Source organism: Streptomyces sp. NPDC001843 (assembly GCF_042891955.1).
GTDB lineage: Bacteria > Actinomycetota > Actinomycetes > Streptomycetales > Streptomycetaceae > Streptomyces.
This window is the reverse complement of sequence record NZ_JBIATQ010000020.1, coordinates 15,674-33,941: the sequence shown is the minus strand read 5'-3', so window position 1 is coordinate 33,941 and position 18,268 is coordinate 15,674. Positions and strand designations below refer to the sequence as shown.

14 protein-coding genes are annotated in these 18,268 nt (G+C 68.4%); 8 read left to right on the top strand and 6 right to left on the bottom strand.

The features are described 5' to 3' along the window. Positions 1-3: 3 nt before the first annotated feature. Entirely contained in the window at positions 4-825 is an 822-nt protein-coding gene (locus tag ACFYZQ_RS35610; RefSeq protein ID WP_389157122.1) for a hypothetical protein, read from the bottom strand. Between the two features lie 33 nt (positions 826-858). Further along, entirely contained in the window at positions 859-1,149 is a 291-nt protein-coding gene (locus ACFYZQ_RS35605) for a hypothetical protein (protein WP_388792205.1), read from the bottom strand. A gap of 288 nt (positions 1,150-1,437) precedes the next feature. Between ACFYZQ_RS35605 and ACFYZQ_RS35600 the strand changes: the two genes are divergently transcribed. From ACFYZQ_RS35600 to ACFYZQ_RS35565, 8 genes are all read left to right on the top strand, one after another. Beyond that, positions 1,438-3,579: an ABC transporter family substrate-binding protein gene (locus ACFYZQ_RS35600; protein ID WP_389157119.1), complete on the top strand. Its 2,142-nt coding sequence runs from the start codon at positions 1,438-1,440 to the stop codon at positions 3,577-3,579. A gap of 240 nt (positions 3,580-3,819) precedes the next feature. Beyond that, on the top strand, positions 3,820-5,727 hold the full coding sequence (gene typA, locus ACFYZQ_RS35595; protein ID WP_389157116.1) for a translational GTPase TypA: 1,908 nt from the start codon (positions 3,820-3,822) through the stop codon (positions 5,725-5,727). Positions 5,728-5,898: 171 nt separating this feature from the next. Beyond that, complete coding sequence (locus ACFYZQ_RS35590) at positions 5,899-6,930, top strand: ABC transporter permease (protein WP_389157113.1); 1,032 nt, start codon at positions 5,899-5,901, stop codon at positions 6,928-6,930. A gap of 84 nt (positions 6,931-7,014) precedes the next feature. Further along, complete coding sequence (locus ACFYZQ_RS35585) at positions 7,015-8,823, top strand: ABC transporter substrate-binding protein (protein WP_389157110.1); 1,809 nt, start codon at positions 7,015-7,017, stop codon at positions 8,821-8,823. 92 nt (positions 8,824-8,915) lie between these two features. Beyond that, the gene (locus ACFYZQ_RS35580; RefSeq protein ID WP_389157107.1) at positions 8,916-9,896 is read left to right on the top strand and encodes an ABC transporter permease; all 981 of its coding nucleotides are present in this window, start codon (positions 8,916-8,918) and stop codon (positions 9,894-9,896) included. Between the two features lie 22 nt (positions 9,897-9,918). Next, positions 9,919-10,983, top strand: a complete 1,065-nt coding sequence (locus ACFYZQ_RS35575; protein WP_389157104.1) for an ABC transporter ATP-binding protein — start codon at positions 9,919-9,921, stop codon at positions 10,981-10,983. A 26-nt stretch (positions 10,984-11,009) separates the two neighbouring features. Then, entirely contained in the window at positions 11,010-12,125 is a 1,116-nt protein-coding gene (locus ACFYZQ_RS35570) for an ABC transporter ATP-binding protein (protein WP_389157101.1), read from the top strand. Positions 12,126-12,322: 197 nt separating this feature from the next. Further along, positions 12,323-13,090 carry an alpha/beta hydrolase gene (locus ACFYZQ_RS35565; RefSeq protein ID WP_389157098.1) on the top strand — a complete coding sequence of 256 codons (768 nt, stop codon included), beginning with the start codon at positions 12,323-12,325 and terminating at the stop codon, positions 13,088-13,090. Between the two features lie 74 nt (positions 13,091-13,164). On the opposite strand, the gene ACFYZQ_RS35560 is transcribed toward ACFYZQ_RS35565, so the two are convergent. The 4 genes from ACFYZQ_RS35560 to ACFYZQ_RS35545 all read right to left on the bottom strand — a co-directional run bounded on the left by ACFYZQ_RS35560 (position 13,165) and on the right by ACFYZQ_RS35545 (position 18,192). Continuing rightward, positions 13,165-14,214, bottom strand: coding sequence for an ABC transporter ATP-binding protein (locus ACFYZQ_RS35560; protein ID WP_389157095.1), 1,050 nt, complete (start codon positions 14,212-14,214; stop codon positions 13,165-13,167). A 26-nt stretch (positions 14,215-14,240) separates the two neighbouring features. Further along, entirely contained in the window at positions 14,241-15,278 is a 1,038-nt protein-coding gene (locus ACFYZQ_RS35555) for an ABC transporter ATP-binding protein (protein ID WP_389157092.1), read from the bottom strand. Positions 15,279-15,330: 52 nt separating this feature from the next. After that, positions 15,331-16,311, bottom strand: a complete 981-nt coding sequence (locus ACFYZQ_RS35550; protein ID WP_389157089.1) for an ABC transporter permease — start codon at positions 16,309-16,311, stop codon at positions 15,331-15,333. Between the two features lie 120 nt (positions 16,312-16,431). Continuing rightward, the gene (locus ACFYZQ_RS35545) at positions 16,432-18,192 is read right to left on the bottom strand and encodes an ABC transporter substrate-binding protein (protein WP_389157086.1); all 1,761 of its coding nucleotides are present in this window, start codon (positions 18,190-18,192) and stop codon (positions 16,432-16,434) included. Positions 18,193-18,268 lie beyond the last annotated feature (76 nt).

Below are 18,268 nucleotides of genomic sequence, written 5' to 3'. Positions count from 1 at the left end.
CAGCTAGAAGAAGCGCGGATCGTCGAAGACCCCGGACGCGACCAGGTAGACGTAGAAGTCGGCGAGCGCCACGCTCACCAGCGATGCCCAGGCGAGCTGCATGTGGCGGGCGTTCAGCCGTCCCACGAACTGCCACATCCGGTAGCGGACGGGATGCCGGGAGAAGTGTTTGAGCTTGCCGCCGACGATGTGCCGGCAGGAGTGGCAGGAGATCGTGTACGCCCAGATCAGCACGATGTTCGCCAGGAAGACGAGGGTGCCGAGGCCCATGTGGCCCCAGCGGTAGTGCGGGTCGCGGAAGGACAGCGCGGTGTCGTAGGTGAGCACCCCGGCGACCAGCAGGGCGGCGTAGAAGAAGTACCGGTGCAGGTTCTGCAGGATCAGCGGGAAGCGCGTCTCACCGGTGTAGCCGCGGTGCGGTTCGGCCACGGCGCAGGCCGGCGGCGACGCCCAGAAGCTGCGGTAGTACGCCTTGCGGTAGTAGTAGCAGGTCAGGCGGAAGCCGAGCGGGAAGATCAGGATGATGATCGCGGGGGAGACGCCCCACCAGCCCCCGAAGACGTCGGCGTTCGGGCCCGCGTGCATGGTCCGGCAGTTCTCCGCCAGACAGGGGGAGTAGAAGGGCGAGACGTACGGCGCCGCGTAGTAGTCCGCGTTGGCGAACGCCCGCCACGTCGAGTAGACGACGAAGGCGAACAGGCCGGCCGCGGTGACGGCAGGGGCCAGCCACCAGCGGTCGGTCCGCAGGTGCGGGGCGGCGATCGCGGCGCGCGTGCGGGTGCGTACGCCGCCGCTGTCGGGTTGGGATTCCGTACCAGTGGCCAAAGCAGGGCTCCGCTTCCATCGGCTCCGGTCGGGTCAGGGTGCGTGCCGGTCGCGGGCGCCGAGACCCTCGTCGTCCGAGTCCGTCCACAGGGTGACGTCGTACGGGGTGTCGGAGATGGTGACGAGGTCGGGCCGGTTGGCAGCGGCCGGAGCCGCCGCCGCGTCGCGCAGCAGCGCCACGCTCTCGCGCAGGTGGTTGGCGTCCGTCCGGACCCGGCGGATCTCCAGGCCACTGCTGCCGAGCTGCTTCTCCAGCCGTCCCAGCGACCGGTAGAGGTCGTCTAGGCAGCGCTGGACTGACGTCAATTCGTCGTGCACGGACATGACTTGCCCTCACTTCCACGGGTCCCGCGGGCTCTGCGGCAACGTTCATGCGCCTGCGAGTGTTGCGCGTCACACCTCGTGATGTGAAGAGACGTGCACCGATTGGCCGGGGGCGTGCGGGTGCGTCCTGCGGGTGTGTTGCGCCGCACGGGTGGGCTTACTGCGCGCGGCCGCTGTGTCGCCGTCTGTTGCCGGATCCTTTCCTCTTCAGTGGGTGCATAGATCTGATCAGCTCCATATACCGACAAACGTGATCATAACCCCCGCGGCTCCCGGAGGTAAGCAGAGATGTCCCACGACGGCGTCGGACTGCGCGCGGCCATGCGCTCGGTCGCCTTCCTCACCGCGGGCGCACTCGCGGTGCCCCTCATCGCCGGCTGTGGTTCCGACGAAGAGGCGAGCACCCCGCTGGCCGGGCAGGACATCGCCCCCGTGGCCCGCGCCCAGGTCGCCGACGGCGGCACCCTGCGCTGGGCCGTGGACGACGTGCCGGAGACCCTGAACACCTTCCAGGCCGACGCCGACTCCGGCACCACCCGGGTCGCGCAGGCGGTCCTGCCGTCGATGTTCCGCCTCGACGCCAAGGGCCGCCCGGTGCGCAACCCCGACTACCTGGAGTCCGCCAAGGTCGTCGAGACCGAACCCCGCCAGGTCGTCCTGTACCGGCTCAACCAGCAGGCCGTCTGGAGTGACGGCCGTGAGATCGGTGCCGCCGACTTCGCCGCCCAGTGGCGTGCCCTGTCCGGCAAGGACAGCGCCTACTGGACCGCCCGCAACGCCGGATACGACCGCATCGCCAAGATCGAACGCGGCGCCAACGACCTCGAGGTCCGGGTCACCTTCAGCCGCCCCTACGCCGACTGGAAGTCGCTGTTCTCCCCGCTGTACCCGAAGGACGTCATGGGCACCCCCGACGCCTTCAACGACGGAGCCCGCCGCAAGCTCAAGGTCACCGCCGGCCCCTTCAAGGTCAAGGACGTCGACACCGCGAAGAAGGACGTCGTCCTCACCCGCAACCCCCGCTGGTGGGGCCACCCCGCCAAGCTGTCCGAGATCGTGCTGCACGCCGTACCCCGCGACAAGCGCGCCGCCGCGCTCGCCGACGGCAAGGTGGACCTCGCCGACGTCGACCCCGCCGAGGCCCAGCGCATCGACCTGGCCACCCGCGCCAAGGGCACTGGCACGCCCCTGATGGGCCCGGGGCGCACCGCCGCGAAGAAGCTCCGCGAGTCCGTCACCACGTATCTGCGCCGGCAGCAGGGGCTGCGCGACTTCGAGGTCCGCAAGTCCCTGGAGCCCGCCTACACCCAGCTCGCCCTCAACGGCTCCGAGGGCCCCCTCGCCGACGAGCGGGTCCGCCGCGCCGTCGCCCACGCCATCGACCGTGCGGAGCTCGCCAAGGCCGTCCTCGGCCCCCTCGGCCTGCCCGCCGCCCCCGTCGGCAGCCACCTCGCCCTGGCCGGTGAGGCCGGCTACACCGACAGCAGCGGCGTCCTCGGCGGCCAGGACACCGCCGCGGCGCAGGCGCTGCTCGCGGACGCCGGGTGGGTGCTCGGCGGGCCGGTCAAGGAACAGAAGAAGGCCGACAAGGCGGCCGGCCCCGAGCGCAAGAAGGGCGACGAGTCGCAGGGCGGCGACGACGGCGCGTACATCGTCGGCGAGGACAACAAGGACGTCCGCGACCACCAGGACCACACCGGGAGCGACGGGGGCGACAAGCACCTCGCGCAGGACGGCAGGCAGCACACCGGCAAGCAGGGCGGCGCGCAGGGCGCGTACGCCCCCCAGGGCACCGCCGCCCCCGCGGGCGCCGCGGCCGGAGCGCTCGCCAAGAACGGCAAGGCGCTGATCCTGCGCTTCGTGATCCCCTCGGGCCCCGGCTCCGAGGCCCTGCGCACGGTCGCCGACCGGATCTCGCAGATGCTGCGCAAGGTCGGCATCCGCACCGACATCACGAAGGTCCCGGACGACAGCTTCTTCAAGGACCACGTCGCCTCCGGCCAGTACGACCTCGCCCTGTACTCCTGGCCGTCCACCCCCTTCCCCGCCACCGACGCCCGCCCGATCTACGCCAAGCCGGTCGCGGCCGCCGACGGCTCCCTGAACGTCGAGCAGAACTACACCCGGGTCGGCACCGACCAGGTCGACCAGCTCTTCGACCAGGCCGCCGCCACGCTGGACGACGACGAGGCCCGGGACCTGATCCGCGAGGCCGACTCCCGGATCTGGGCGGCCGCCGCCTCGATCCCCCTCTACCAGCGGCCCCAGCTCGTCGGCGTCCGCAAAGCCCTGGCGAACGCCGGTGCCTTCGGCTTCCAGACTCCGATCTACGAGGACATGGGCTTCCTGAAGAAGGGAGCGAAGGCCTCCGGCGGTAAGGCGAGTGCATCTGCGAGTGCGAGTGCCTCTGCGAGGGCGACCAAGGAGTAGGGGGCGGGCGCCTTGGTCGGGTGCGGGTGCGTGGGGGCTTGTCGCGCCGTTCCCCGCGCCCCTGGGTAGGTCATCTGGACGCCCATCACAGGCCTGAGCTGCATAGACGTACCCGCAACCCCGAACCCCCCGAGAGCCCCGTACCATGGGGTGTGGCCGTGGCGTGTCCAGCCCGGCAGGGCCCGCGCAAGACAGACGTCCGCGCAGGGCGATCCTCACACTCCGGGAGTACGGCAACCTATGGCCACGCGCCACGACATCCGCAACGTCGCCATCGTCGCCCACGTCGACCACGGCAAGACCACCATCGTCGACGGCATGCTGAAGCAGGCCGGTGCCTTCGCCGCCCACCAGCTCGATTCGGTGGACGACCGCATGATGGACTCGAACGACCTGGAGCGTGAGAAGGGCATCACGATCCTCGCCAAGAACACGGCGGTGAAGTACCACCCCAAGGACGGCGGGGACCCGATCACGATCAACATCATCGACACCCCCGGCCACGCCGACTTCGGCGGCGAGGTCGAGCGCGGTCTGTCGATGGTCGACGGTGTCGTGCTGCTCGTCGACGCCTCCGAGGGCCCGCTCCCGCAGACCCGCTTCGTGCTGCGCAAGGCCCTCCAGCAGCGCCTGCCCGTCATCCTGTGCATCAACAAGACGGACCGGCCGGACTCCCGCATCGACGAGGTCGTCAACGAGACCTACGACCTCTTCCTCGACCTGGACGCGGACGAGGAGCAGATCGAGTTCCCGATCGTCTACGCCTGCGGCCGTGACGGCGTCGCCTCGCTGACCAAGCCGGAGGACGGCACCGTCCCGGCCGACTCCACCAGCCTGGAGCCGTTCTTCTCCACGATCCTGGAGCACATCCCGGCCCCGACCTACGACGAGGCCGCCCCGCTCCAGGCCCACGTCACCAACCTGGACGCCGACAACTTCCTCGGCCGTATCGCGCTGCTGCGCGTCGAGCAGGGCGAGCTGCGCAAGGGCCAGACGGTCGCGTGGATCAAGCGCGACGGGTCGATCAGCAACGTCCGCATCAGCGAACTGATGATGACCGAGGCGCTCACCCGCAAGCCCGCCGAGAAGGCCGGCCCCGGTGACATCTGCGCCGTCGCCGGCATCCCGGACATCATGATCGGCGAGACCCTCGCCGACACCGAGAACCCGGTCCCGCTCCCGCTGATCACGGTCGACGAGCCCGCGATCTCGATGACCATCGGCACCAACACCTCCCCGCTGGTCGGCCGCGGCGGCACCGGCAAGGGCGCCGACGCGAAGGCGGCCGTCAAGGACCGCAAGGTCACCGCCCGTCAGGTCAAGGACCGCCTGGACCGCGAGCTGATCGGCAACGTCTCCCTCCGGGTGCTGGAGACCGAGCGTCCGGACGCCTGGGAGGTCCAGGGCCGCGGTGAGCTGGCGCTCGCCATCCTGGTCGAGACCATGCGCCGGGAGGGCTACGAGCTGACGGTCGGCAAGCCGCAGGTCGTCACCAAGGACGTCGACGGCAAGGTCTACGAGCCGGTCGAGCGCATGACGATCGACGTGCCCGAGGAGCACATGGGCGCGGTCACGCAGCTCATGGGCGTCCGCAAGGGCCGCATGGACAACATGTCGAACCACGGCTCCGGCTGGGTGCGCATGGAGTTCGTCGTGCCCTCGCGCGGTCTGATCGGCTTCCGCACCGAGTTCCTGACCCAGACCCGCGGCACGGGCATCGGCCACTCCATCCACGAGGGCTTCGAGCCCTGGTTCGGCACCCTGCAGACCCGTAACAACGGCTCGCTGGTCGCCGACCGCGCCGGTGCCGTCACCGCGTTCGCGATGACGAACCTGCAGGAGCGCGGTGTGCTGTTCGTGGAGCCCGGCACCGAGGTGTACGAGGGCATGATCGTCGGCGAGAACTCCCGCTCCGACGACATGGACGTCAACATCACCAAGGAGAAGAAGCTCACCAACATGCGGTCCTCGACGGCCGACGTGGCCGAGTCGATCGTGCCGCCGCGCAAGCTGTCGCTCGAGCAGTCGCTGGAGTTCTGCCGCGACGACGAGTGCGTCGAGGTGACCCCGGAGGCCGTCCGCATCCGCAAGGTCAACCTGGACGCCCGCGACCGGGCCCGCGCCGCCAGCCGCGCCAAGCACGGCTGACGACCCGTCGGCACACAGCCCGAAGCCCGGGTGCCCCTATGGGGGCACCCGGGCTTCTTTTCAATGGTCTAGGCGTCAGTCGTGACCGAACCGAAATTCACTTGACGGTGGTCGCCGTCTGCCGCATGCCAGATAGTGAGGTCACTGTGCGGAGGCGGGGGGCATCGAACCGTGACCAGTTCTACCGACATCGAGGGCGGGCCACCGGTCGTCGTCGACGGTGCACCAGGGCCGCAGACGAAACCCGGCGCCGCCGAGTTAGCCGGCCGGTCCCCCGGCCAGATGATGTGGATCCGCTACAAGCGCGACCGGACGGGAGTGATCTCGGCCTGTGTCGTCGGCTTCTTCTTCCTGATCGGGCTGCTCGCCCCACTGATCTCCAAGCTGTACGGCAAGGACCCGTACACGGTCTACGCGGACGAACGCCCCGAGCTCTTCGACAGCGCGGGTGTGCCGGTGCGGCCCAACGGCGGCATCAGCGGCGAGTTCTGGTTCGGCCTCGAACCCGGCAACGGCTACGACGTCTTCACCAAGCTCCTCTACGGCATCCGCACCTCGCTGATGATCTCGGTCGCGGTCACCGTCGCGGTCGTCGTGACCGGGATCCTGCTCGGCGTCGCCGCCGGCTACCTGGGCGGGAGGGCCGACTTCGCCATCGGCCGGCTGATCGACTTCCTGCTCGCCTTCCCTGCCCAGCTGTTCTTCATCGCGAGCATGCCGGTCGTGGTCTCCCTGTTCGTCAGCCCCCGGGACGAGACCCCGACCTACGTCCGGGTGGTCGCCCTGATCCTCGTCCAGTGGTTCCTGGGCTGGATGAGCCTCGCCCGCATCCTGCGCGGCACCTCACTCGTCCTGCGCGAGCGGGAGTTCATCGAAGCGGCCAAGGTCAGCGGCGCCTCCCCGTGGTGGATCATCCGCAAGGAGGTCCTGCCCAACGTCGTCACACCGCTGCTGGTGCAGTCGACGTACTTGCTCCCCAACTTCGTCACCGCCGAGGCCGGGCTGTCCTACCTGGGCGTGGGCATCGTCGAACCGACGCCGGACTGGGGCCAGATGTTCGCCAAGGCGTCCACCGAACTCGTCATGCAGAACGACATCACCTACATGTTCTTCCCCGGCATCTCGATGATCGTCTTCATCGTCGCGTTCAACCTGCTCGGGGACTCGGTCAGAGACGCCTTCGACCCCAAGACCGCTCGCTGACCTACGAGTTGTGGGCGTCCTCGCCCGGGCAACGCATGGCACTTCCTTCGCACTGTTGACACACAGATGGGTGGAAACCGAGTGATGAGCAAGGGCGGACGCCGCGCATACGCCGCACTGTCGGTGCTCGCGGCCGGGACACTCGTGCTGGCCGGCTGCAGCAAGGGCGGCAGCCACACCGGCGACAACAGGAAGCAGGACCAGGAGAACGCCAAGCGCCAGCAGGCGTCCATCAAGTTCGGCGACGCCGTGGACTCCCAGGGCCCGGCCCCCGCGGTACCGGGCGCCAGGAACGGCGGCACCATCAGCGTGCCGAACCGCGACAGCCTGGCCCACCTGGACCCGGCCCAGATCTACGTATCGAACGAGAGCCAGGTCGCCCAGCTCTTCCACAGAGGGCTCACCGGCTACAAGGCCACCAGCGACGACGGCTCCAGCCACGAGGTCGTCGGCGACCTCGCCACCGACGCCGGCACCACCACGGACGGCGGCAAGACCTGGAAGTACACGCTCAAGGACGGCATCAAGTTCGAGGACGGCTCGCCGATCACGTCCAAGGACGTCCGCCAGACCTTCGAGCGCCTGTTCGCGCCCTTCATCAACACGGGCCCGGCCTACATCCAGCAGTGGCTGGCCGACACCCCGGGCGCCGACTACCGCAAGCTGCTGCCTGACGGCCCGTACAAGGGCAAGCACCTGCCGAGCAGCGTCCTCGAGACGCCGGACGAGAAGACCGTCGTCTTCCACTTCAGGACGGCACACCCCGACCTGCCGTACGCCCTGGGCCTGGTGGGCTACTCGATCGTCTCCCAGAAGGGCGACACCAAGGAGAAATACGACAGGAAGCCGCTGGTGACCGGGCCCTACAAGATCCAGTCGTTCAAGTCCGGCAAGTCGATGGTGCTCGTGAAGAACCCCCAGTGGGACCCGAAGACGGACCCGCTCCGGCACCAGTACGTCGACCGGTTCGACATCACGTTCAACCAGCAGTACGAGGACTCCACGAAGGCGCTCATCGCGGACAGCGGCGGCGACCGGACCTCCGTCAGCTTCCAGAACTCGGTCGACGCGGGCAACCTGGCCAAGGTGCTCGGCGACCCGAGGATGAAGTCCCGCACGGTCAGGGGCTACCAGCCGTTCGTCGGCCAGATGAACATCAACCTCAGCCACCCGGCGATGAAGGACAAGAAGGTCCGCGAGGCCATCGCGTACGCCCTGCCCGTCTCCGCGTTCCAGCGCGCCTACGGCGGCGCCGACGCCATGGAGCTCCCCGGCGGCCTCATCGGCCCGACCGTCAGCGGCTACGACCCGGGCTTCGACCCCTGGGGCAGGAAGAAGAAGCCGGCCGGTGACCCGGACAAGGCCAAGAAGCTCCTCCAGGAGGCCGGCAAGGTCGGCATGAAGCTGACCTTCGGTTACATCAACTCCCAGGAAGGACAGTCGTACTCCACCGCCATGGCGGCAGGGCTGAAGAGGGCCGGCTTCGACGTCCAGCGCCAGGAGATCCCGGCCGAGTCGTACTACGACCAGGTCGGCAAGATCAAGAACAACTACGACATCTTCAACACCAACTGGTCCGCCGACTGGCCGTCCGCCTCGACCGTGATCGGGCCGCTGTACGACGGTCGGACGATCGCCGACGGCGCGTCGAACTACTCGCAGATCAACGACCCGAAGGTCAACAGCGAGATCGACCGCATCAACGGGATCACCGACCCGGTCAAGGCCGCGGCCGAGTGGGAGAAGCTCGACAAGTACCTCGTGAAGGACGTCATCAACGTCGTACCGACCGGCTACTTCAAGCAGGTCCAGATCGCCGGCTCCGGGATCGGCGGCCTCGCCTACGACGACGTCATCGCCGGCATCGACCCGCGTCGCCTGTACGTCAAGTAGCCCCCGCCCGACCGGTGCCCGGCGTCCGCCCGTCTCGCCGCGGGCACGCCGGACACCGCCCGGTCCGCCGACGCCTGAGAGCTGCCACTGCCATGCTGCGCTTCCTCGTCCGCCGGTCGCTCGGCGCGCTCGTCATCCTCTTCCTGCTGAGCATCGTCACGTTCCTGCTGTTCTTCGGAATGCCGCGCGACCCCGCACTGCTGATGTGCGGCAAGGGATGCACGCCTGCCAACCTCCAGAACATCCACCACGTCCTCGGCCTCGACAAGCCGATCCCGGAGCAGTACGGGATCTTCCTGCACAACGTCGTGCTGGGCAGCCACGACTTCGCCCAGGGGCCCTGCCCGGCGCCCTGCTTCGGCTACTCGTACCACACGAACGAGCAGGTCTGGCCCACCCTGATGGACCGGCTGCCCACCACCGTCTCCCTCACCATCGGCGGCGCCGTCTGCTTCCTGATCCTCGGTCTCGGCACCGGCCTGGTCGCCGCCTGGAAGCGCGGCACACTGATCGACAAGAGCTTCACGGCCGGGGCGATGGTGGTCAGCTCGATGCAGATCTACTTCCTGGGCCCCCTGGCCCTGGCGATCCTCGTCTACCACACCCACCTCCTCGACAAGCCGGCCTACAACGACCTCACCGCCGACCCGGTCAGCTGGTTCACCGGACTGATCCTGCCCTGGGTGGTGCTGTCGACGATCTTCGCCTCGCAGTACACCCGTATGGCACGCTCCTCGATGATCGAGCAGCTCCAGGAGGAGCACGTACGGACCGCCCGCGCGAAGGGCATGTCCCGCCGGTACGTCTTCTTCCGCTACGCCTGGCGCGGCTCGCTGATCCCCATCGTCACCATCTTCGGCATCGACCTCGGCTCCCTGCTGGGCGGCGCCATCATCACCGAGTACACCTTCGGCCTTCCGGGGCTCGGCCGGCTCGCCGTGGAGTCGGTGTTCTTCAGCGACCTGCCTCTGCTGCTGGGGGTCATGCTGTTCTCGGCCACCATGATCCTGCTGTGCAACATCGTCGTCGACGCCTGCTACGCCTTCATCGACCCGCGCGTGCGGCTCTCCTAGGCCACGAAATGGAGCCACTGCCGTGAACACTGTGACCAAGGAGGCGGGAGCCCCCGTCCCCGCCGACGCGGGCGTCTTCCTGTCGGTGCGCGACCTGCACGTCAGCTTCCGGACCGAGGACGGGATCGTCCGGGCCGTCGACGGACTCTCCTTCGACCTCGAAAGAGGGCGCACACTGGGGATCGTGGGGGAGTCCGGCTCGGGGAAGTCGGTGACGAACCTGACGATCCTGGGCCTGCACAACCCGATGTTCACCACCGTCGAGGGCGAGATCCTGCTCGACGGACAGGAGTTGACGACCGCCCGGGAGTCCGAACTGGAGAAGCTGCGCGGCAACAAGGTCGCGATGATCTTCCAGGACCCGCTGACCGCGCTGTCCCCGTACTACACGGTGGGCCGTCAGATCGCCGAGCCGTACATGAAGCACATGGGCGTCTCCAAGAAGGCGGCCTGGGAGCGGGCGGTGGAGATGCTCGGCCGGGTCGGCATCCCCCACCCCCGGCAGCGGGCGAAGGACTACCCGCACCAGTTCTCCGGCGGCATGCGCCAGCGCGCGATGATCGCCATGGCGCTGGTGTGCGACCCGGACCTGCTGATCGCCGACGAGCCGACCACCGCACTGGACGTGACCGTGCAGGCCCAGATCCTCGATCTGCTGGGGGACCTCCAGAGCGAGTTCGGATCGGCGATCATCTTCATCACGCACGACCTCGGGGTCATCGCCGACATGGCCGACGACATCATGGTGATGTACGCGGGCAGCGCCATCGAACGAGGAGCCACGGACCAGGTACTGCGTGCGCCCCGACACCCCTACACCTGGGGCCTGCTGAACTCCATGCCGCGCCTCGATTCGGACCCCGGCGCACCGCTGTCACCGATCCCCGGCACCCCGCCCTCACTGCTCGCCCCGCCCCCGGGCTGCCGCTTCCACCCCCGCTGCGCGTTCCAGGACCGGGTGGCGGGTAGCGGCCGGTGCGTCGGGGAACGCCCATTGCTGGGGCCGGACCGGGCCTCGGCCTGCCACCTGACGGCGGAGCAGAAGCGCGCCATCTTCATCGACGAGATCAAGCCCCGGCTGGGCTAGGGCTCTAGGCATTGGAGGACACCGGCATGAGAGAAGACCTGGTCCTTCCTGCCCCGCGGGAGTCGGCCGCCGGGGCGGACGGGGAACCCCTGCTGGAGGTCACCGGGCTGACCAAGCACTTCCCGGTCAAGGGCGGGTTCCCGATCCGGCGGACGGTGGGTCATGTCCAGGCCGTGGACGGCATCGACCTGACGGTACGGGTCGGGGAGAGCTTCGGCCTGGTGGGGGAGTCGGGCTGCGGCAAGTCGACGACGGGCCGGCTCATCACGCGGCTGCTGGAGCCGACCAGCGGGACGATCTCGTACCGCGGCAAGGAGATCAGCCACGCCACGCGCAGGCAGTTGGCCCCGATCCGGTCCGAGATCCAGATGATCTTCCAGGACCCCTACTCGTCGCTGAACCCGCGGCAGACCGTGGGCCGGATCATCACCAACCCGATGGAGATCAACGGGATCGAGCCGGAGGGCGGGCGCGAGAAGCGGGTCCGTGAGCTGCTGGAGATCGTGGGTCTGAATCCCGAGCACTACAACCGTTTCCCGCACGAGTTCAGCGGCGGCCAGCGCCAGCGCATCGGCGTGGCACGGGCCCTGGCGCTGGAGCCCAAGCTGATCGTCGCCGACGAGCCGGTGTCGGCCCTCGACGTCTCGATCCAGGCGCAGGTGGTCAACCTGCTCCAGGAGGTGCAGCGGGAACTGGGCATCGCTTTCCTCTTCATCGCCCATGACCTGGCCGTGGTCCGCCACTTCTCGCAGCGGGTGGCGGTGATGTACCTCGGCAAGATCATCGAGGTCGGCGACCGGGACTCGATCTACGCCCGGCCCCGGCACCCCTACACGCACGCGTTGCTGTCGGCGGTTCCCGAAGTGGACCTGACGGGCGAGGAGTCGGGCGGGCGTGAACGCATCCGCCTGGCCGGTGACGTCCCGTCCCCCATCTCCCCGCCGTCCGGCTGCCGTTTCCGCACCCGTTGCTGGAAGGCCCAGGACAAGTGCGCGGCCGAGGAGCCGCCACTGGTCCAGATCACCGGCAACGCCCCCGGCCACCTCACGGCCTGCCACTTCCCGGAGGAGCCCACGACCGGGGCACGCGACGAGGACATCGTCCTGGACCCGGCACTGACGGCGCCGGAGGATGCGGAGTGATCCTGTGTCAGGGAAAAAGCCTGGCAGACCAGTTGATCAACCTGATAGCTTCCAGCTGTCCGTGACACCGTCGCAGGAGGTGAGACCCATGAACGCTGTATCGACGTGGGTGCTCCCCCTTCCCGTCACGGCCGGCGACTGACGTAGGTGTCGCCGGGAGCGCCTCGACAACAAGGCACTCCCGAAAGGCAACACCTGTGTCCTCTCTCAAGTTCACCGCCGAGTCGTTCTCGAACGGCATCGTCGAGCGCGACTTCACCCTGGGCGACGTCCCCGGCGTCCTCTGGTCCCCGGCCTCCGGCGCCACCGGTCGCGCCCCCCTGGTCCTGATGGGCCACGGCGGCGGCAACCACAAGAAGCACCCGGCGATGTCCGGCCGGGCCCGGCTCCTGGTGACCGGCTGCGGCTTCCACGTCGCGGTCATCGACGCGCCGGGTCACGGCGACCGGCCGCGCACGGAGCACGACGAGGCGGAGATCGCCGAACTGTTCCGGGCCAGGGCGGCCGGCGAGCCAGAGGGCCCGGTCGTCGTCCGCTACAACGCCCACCTGGCGGAACAGGCCGTCCCCGAGTACCTGGCGCTCCTGGACGCCCTCCAGGAGCTCGAGGAGATCGGCACCGACGGGCCGGTCGGCTACTGGGGCATCAACATGGGCACCGCGATCGGCATACCGCTGGTGGCGGTCGAACCCCGGATCACAGCCGCGGTCTTCGGCCAGCACTGGCCCGACGTCCTGGCCGAGAAGGCGAAGCGGATCACCGTCCCGATCGAGTACGACATGCAGTGGGACGACGAGCACATCTCCCGCGAGGAGGGTCTCGCGCTGTTCGACGCCTTCGCCTCGAAGGAGAAGTCGCTGCACGTGAACTCGGGCAGGCACAAGGAGCTGCCCCGGTTCGAGGCCGACAGCGCGGTCCGGTTCTTTGCCCGTCACCTCGGCGGAGCGGTCACCGCGTCGGCCTGACAGGGCCTGGGACACGGCGAAGGCCCGTGCCTGGGGAGGCACGGGCCTTCGTCCGCTGGGAAAAGGGGGTGTCGTCAGCCCGCCGTCTCGGCGTCCTTGGCGAGGCGGGGCGCCGGGACGGTGTCCGCCGTCTCCGGGTAGTGGCAGGCCGTCATGTGGCCCGGCTTGTTGCCCTCGACCTGGACCAGCGGCGGGGCCTCCGTCGCGCACTTCTCCGTCGCCTTCCAGCAGCGGGTGCGGAAGCGGCAGCCGGAGGGCGGGTTGATCGGGGACGGCACGTCGCCGGTGAGCCGGATGCGCTCCCGGCCCGGGGCGTCCTCGTCCACCGTCGCCTCGGGCACGGCGGACAGCAGGGCCCGGGTGTAGGGGTGGCGCGGGTTGCCGTACAAGTCCTCGCGGTCGGCGATCTCGACGATCTTGCCGAGGTACATCACCGCCACGCGCTGCGAGAAGTGCCGCACGATCGCCAGGTCGTGCGCGATGAAGACGAACGCGATGCCGAGTTCCTTCTGCACCTTCTGCAGGAGGTTCACGACCTGCGCCTGGATGGACACGTCGAGCGCCGACACCGGCTCGTCGGCCACGATCAGCTTGGGATCCAGCGCCAACGCCCGCGCCACACCGATGCGCTGGCGCTGACCGCCCGAGAACTCGTGCGGGAACCGGTTGTAGTGCTCGGGGTTGAGACCCACGATCTCCAGCAGCTCGCGGACGCGCTTCTCGCGACCGCCGGCCGGGTTGATGTCGTTGATCTCCATCGGGCCCGCGATGATCTTGCCGACCGTGTGCCTCGGGTTCAGGGAGGCGTACGGGTCCTGGAAGATCATCTGGATCTCGGATCGGATCGGCGCGAGCTCCTTGCGGCCCGCGTGCGTGATGTCCTGGCCGCGGTAGGAGATCTTGCCGGCGGTCGGCTCCAGCAGGCGGGTGATCAGCCGGCCCGTCGTCGACTTGCCGCAGCCCGACTCGCCGACCAGGCCCAGGCTCTCGCCCTCGGAGACCTGGAAGTCGAGCCCGTCGACGGCCTGGACCGCGCCGACCGTTCGACGGATCGGGAAACCGCCCTTGATCGGGAAGTGCTTGGTCAGCCCGGAGACGTCCAGGAGGGGAGTGGTGCTGCTCATGGTGGTGAAATCCCGTCTCGTGTACGTCAGATGGCCTTGCTGGCGGCAAGGTCGGCGAGGAACTCGCGGCGCTGGTCGTCGGTCAGGTGGCAGGCGTTGCCGCGGCCGTCCACGATCTCCAGCAGCGGGCGCTCGGTCGAGCACCGGTTGCCCTCCACCTTGTCGGCGAAGGCGCAGCGCGGGTGGAAGCGGCAGCCGGAGGGCGGGTTCAGCAGTGAGGGCGGCGAGCCCGGGATCGGGTTCAGCGGCACGTCGACGGGGCCGTCCAGACTCGGCATGGAGCCCAGCAGACCCCAGGTGTAGGGGTGCTGCGGCGAGCGCAGCACCTCCTCCTTCGTCCCGCGCTCCACGCACCGGCCGCCGTACATCACCAGCACGTCGTCCGCGATGTCCGCGATGACGCCCAGGTCGTGGGTGATGAAGATGATCGCGGTGCCGAACTCCCGCTGGAGGTCCTTGAGCAGGTCCATGATCTGGGCCTGAACGGTCACGTCGAGGGCCGTGGTCGGCTCGTCGGCGATCAGCAGCTCGGGGTCGCAGACCAGCGCCATGGCGATCATCGCGCGCTGGCGCATACCGCCGGAGAACTGGTGCGGGTAGTCGTCGACCCGGACCTCCGGCTGGGGGATGCCCACCCGCCGGAGCATCTCGATCGCCCGCTCCCGGGCGGCCTTCTTCGAGGCGCCCTTGTGCTTGCGGTACACCTCGGCGATCTGGGCGCCGATGGTGTGGTACGGCGACAGCGAGGCCAGGGCGTCCTGGAAGATCATCGCCATCTTGTTGCCTCGGAGCGTCTCCAGCGTCCTCTCCGGGGCGCCGTTCAGTTCCTGGCCGTCCAGCTCGATGGAACCCTCGACCTGGGTGCTGTCCGGGTTGTGCAGGCCCAGGATGGTCAGGTTGGTGACCGACTTGCCGGACCCCGACTCACCCACGATGCCGAGGGTCTTGCCCCGCATGAGGTCGAAGGAGAGGCCGTCGACGGCCTTGACGGTGCCGTCCTCGGTCGAGAAGTGCACCTTCAGGTCCTTGACGGACAGGAAGGGCTGCGAATCGGTGCTCGTCACGGGGACGCTCCAGAGGGGGGTGATGCGGGGTTGCTGTCGGGGGCGGGCGGGGTCAGGCGAGCCGGATCCGCGGGTCGATCAAGGCGTAGCAGGCGTCGACGACGATGTTGGCGATGACCACGAAGGAGGCGGTGAGGACCATGACGCCGAGGAGCATGGGCAGGTCGTTGGTGAACACGGACTTCACCGCGAGCATGCCCAGGCCCTGGAGGCTGAAGGTCTTCTCGGTGATCATCGCACCGCCGAGCAGGACGCCCATGTCGATGCCGAAGATGGTGACGATCGGACCCATCGCGCCGCGCCAGGCGAAGCGGAAGAAGACGTTGCGGCTGGACATGCCCTTGGCGCGGGCGGTGCGGACGTAGTCCTCGCTGAGCGTCTCGACCAGCTGGGAGCGGGTCATACGGGTGTAGTTGGCGGTCCAGATCAGCGCCAGGACCAGCCAGGGCACGAGCAGTCCGGTGAACCAGGTGCCGGGGTTGTCGGTGAAGTTGTTGTACGCCGGCTGGTCCAGCACGTGCCACTGGTAGACGAGGAAGTACAGGGCGACCGGGCCCACGAAGTAGATCTGCATCGACGAGGCGATCAGCGACGAGGAGCTGGCGATCTTGTCGACCGCCTTGCCCTGCTTCACCGCGGCGAGCATGCCGGTGCCGATGCCGAAGATGAGGAAGACCACCGAGGAGCCGACGGCCAGGGAGAGCGTCGTCGGGAAGCGGTCCAGGACCGTCGCCAGGACCGGCTCGCGGTTGACGAAGGAGTAGCCCAGGCAGGGCGCGTTGCAGTGGCCGAAGCCGGTGAAGTCCCGTCCGACGAAGATCGCCTGCAGCCAGTGCCAGTACTGGACCGGCAGCGGGTCCGAGATCCCCATGTTGTGCTTGATCAGGTTGAGCGTCTCCGTCGTGCAGAGCTTGCCGCAGGCGATCCGGGCGGGGTCGCGCGGCACCGCGTAGAAGAGCATGAACGTGATCGCGCTGATGATGAACAGCGTGATCACGGCGCCGAGGATTCGGCGGACGAGGAAGCGAAGCATGGGGGTTGGCTTTCCTGGGAGGGCCGTCGTACGGAACGGGCCGGGCCGGGGTCACCGGGGACCCGGTGGACGAGCCGAGGGTGGGGCGGCCGGCGGCCGCCCCACCTCTCAGGTGATTGATCAGGCCTTGACGTACATCTTGTAGAGCATGCAGCCGTCGAACTGCGGGTCCATCTTGACGTTGCCGAGCTTGGAACCGTGGAGGTACAGGCGCTTCATGTAGACGTCGGGGATGAACGAGGCGGTCTCCGTGACCTGCTTGTCCAGGGCACCCCACATGGCGTTGGCCTTGGTCTGGTCGGTCTCCAGGGTGGCGGCCTTGATCGCGGCGTCCACGGCCGGGTCCTTCAGGTGCGAGTAGTTCTGCGCACCGTCGGCGATGACCTTGCTGTCGAACGTCGGCTGGAAGACCGAGTAACCGGTCGGCCAGTCCGCGGACCAGCCGCCCCAGTAGACGTCGTACGGGTTGTCGATCTTGCCCGTCTGGTCGTACCAGGTGGTGGAGTCGATGCCCTTGGTGACGACGTCGAAGCCGGCCTCCTTCAGGGCGTTCTCGATGACGACCTTGATCTTGGCCTGGGTGTCGTCCTGCTGGTAGGCGTAGACGACCTTGGTGCCGAGCTTGCCGGCCTTCTTCAGCATCGCCTTGGCGGCCTTCGGGTCGCCCGCCGGGTTCTTCAGCTTGCCCCAGACGTCCTGCGACTTGTAGCCGGCGACGAGCGGGCTCATGAAGCCGGTCGCGTACTCACCGCGGTGGATGCCGCCCTGCACCTGGCGGATGCCGGCCGTCGGCCAGGCCTTGATGAGCGCCTCGCGGACGGACTTGTCCGTCATCCGCGTGGTGTTGATGAAGTAGACGCTGACGCCGCTGCTCAGACCCTCGAAGTAGCGGTCCTTGGCCTCGGTGGTGGCCTTCTGGATGCGCTCCTGCGGGACCGTGCGCCAGGAGACGGCGTACTGGTCGTTGCCGGAGTCGGCGAGCAGACGGTCGGCGGCCGTCAGCGGCTCGATGCCGAAGGTGAAGTCGAACTCGTCCGGGTAGGCGTTGCGGATCGGGTCCGTGCTCGCGTCCCAGTGCTCGTTGCGGACCAGGACCATCGACTTGTCGGTGACGTGCGACTTGACCTTGTAAGGACCGCTGGAGACGGGCTTCTTGTCGTAGTCCTGCTTGGTGTCCTTCTTCACCGGGGTCGGCGCGTAGGAGTGCATCGCGACGACGTAGTTGAAGTCCGGACGCGGCTCGGAGAGGTGGAAGGTGATGGTCTTCCCGCTCGTCTCGATCGACTTCAGGTGCTTGCCCTTGTAGGGGCCGGGGTACGACTTGCGGTAGTTCGAGGTGCCCGTCAGCCACGTCTGGACGTAGATGGCGCCCTCGGTGATGAAGCTGGCGAAGGCACGCTCGAAGCCGTGACGGACGTCGTCGACGGTGATGTCCGTGCCGTCCTCCCACTTGATGCCGTCCTTCAGGGTGAAGGACCAGGTCTTGCCGCCGTCCTTCATGGTGCCCACGTCGGTGGCGAGGTCACCGACCAGGGTCATGTCGCCGTTGTCGGCGACCTTGTAGCCGGTGAGGCAACGGGAGAGGACCATCGCGGCCAGCGAGTTCCACGCGTAGTAGATGCGCTGCGGGTCGAGGTGCGAGAAGTCGTCGTCGTTCAGCAGGTAGACCTTGCCGCCCTTCTTCGCACCGGAGACCTCCGGAGCCGGGCCCTTGGAGTCCTCCGCGGTGCCGATCTTGACCGTGGCCGTGTGGGCCTTGGCGGCCTCCTGCTTGCCACCGCCGTTGCTGTTGGAGTCACCGCTGCTGCACGCGGTCAGCACGGAGCCCGCCGCAGCGGCGACACCGGTGGCTATCAGGAAGTTTCTGCGCGAGAAGGACATCGCAATCCTGCCTTGGAATTGGGTTGATGAGAGGGTCCGGCACCCCGGCGGCGTTGCCGGGGTCCTGAAGAGGGCC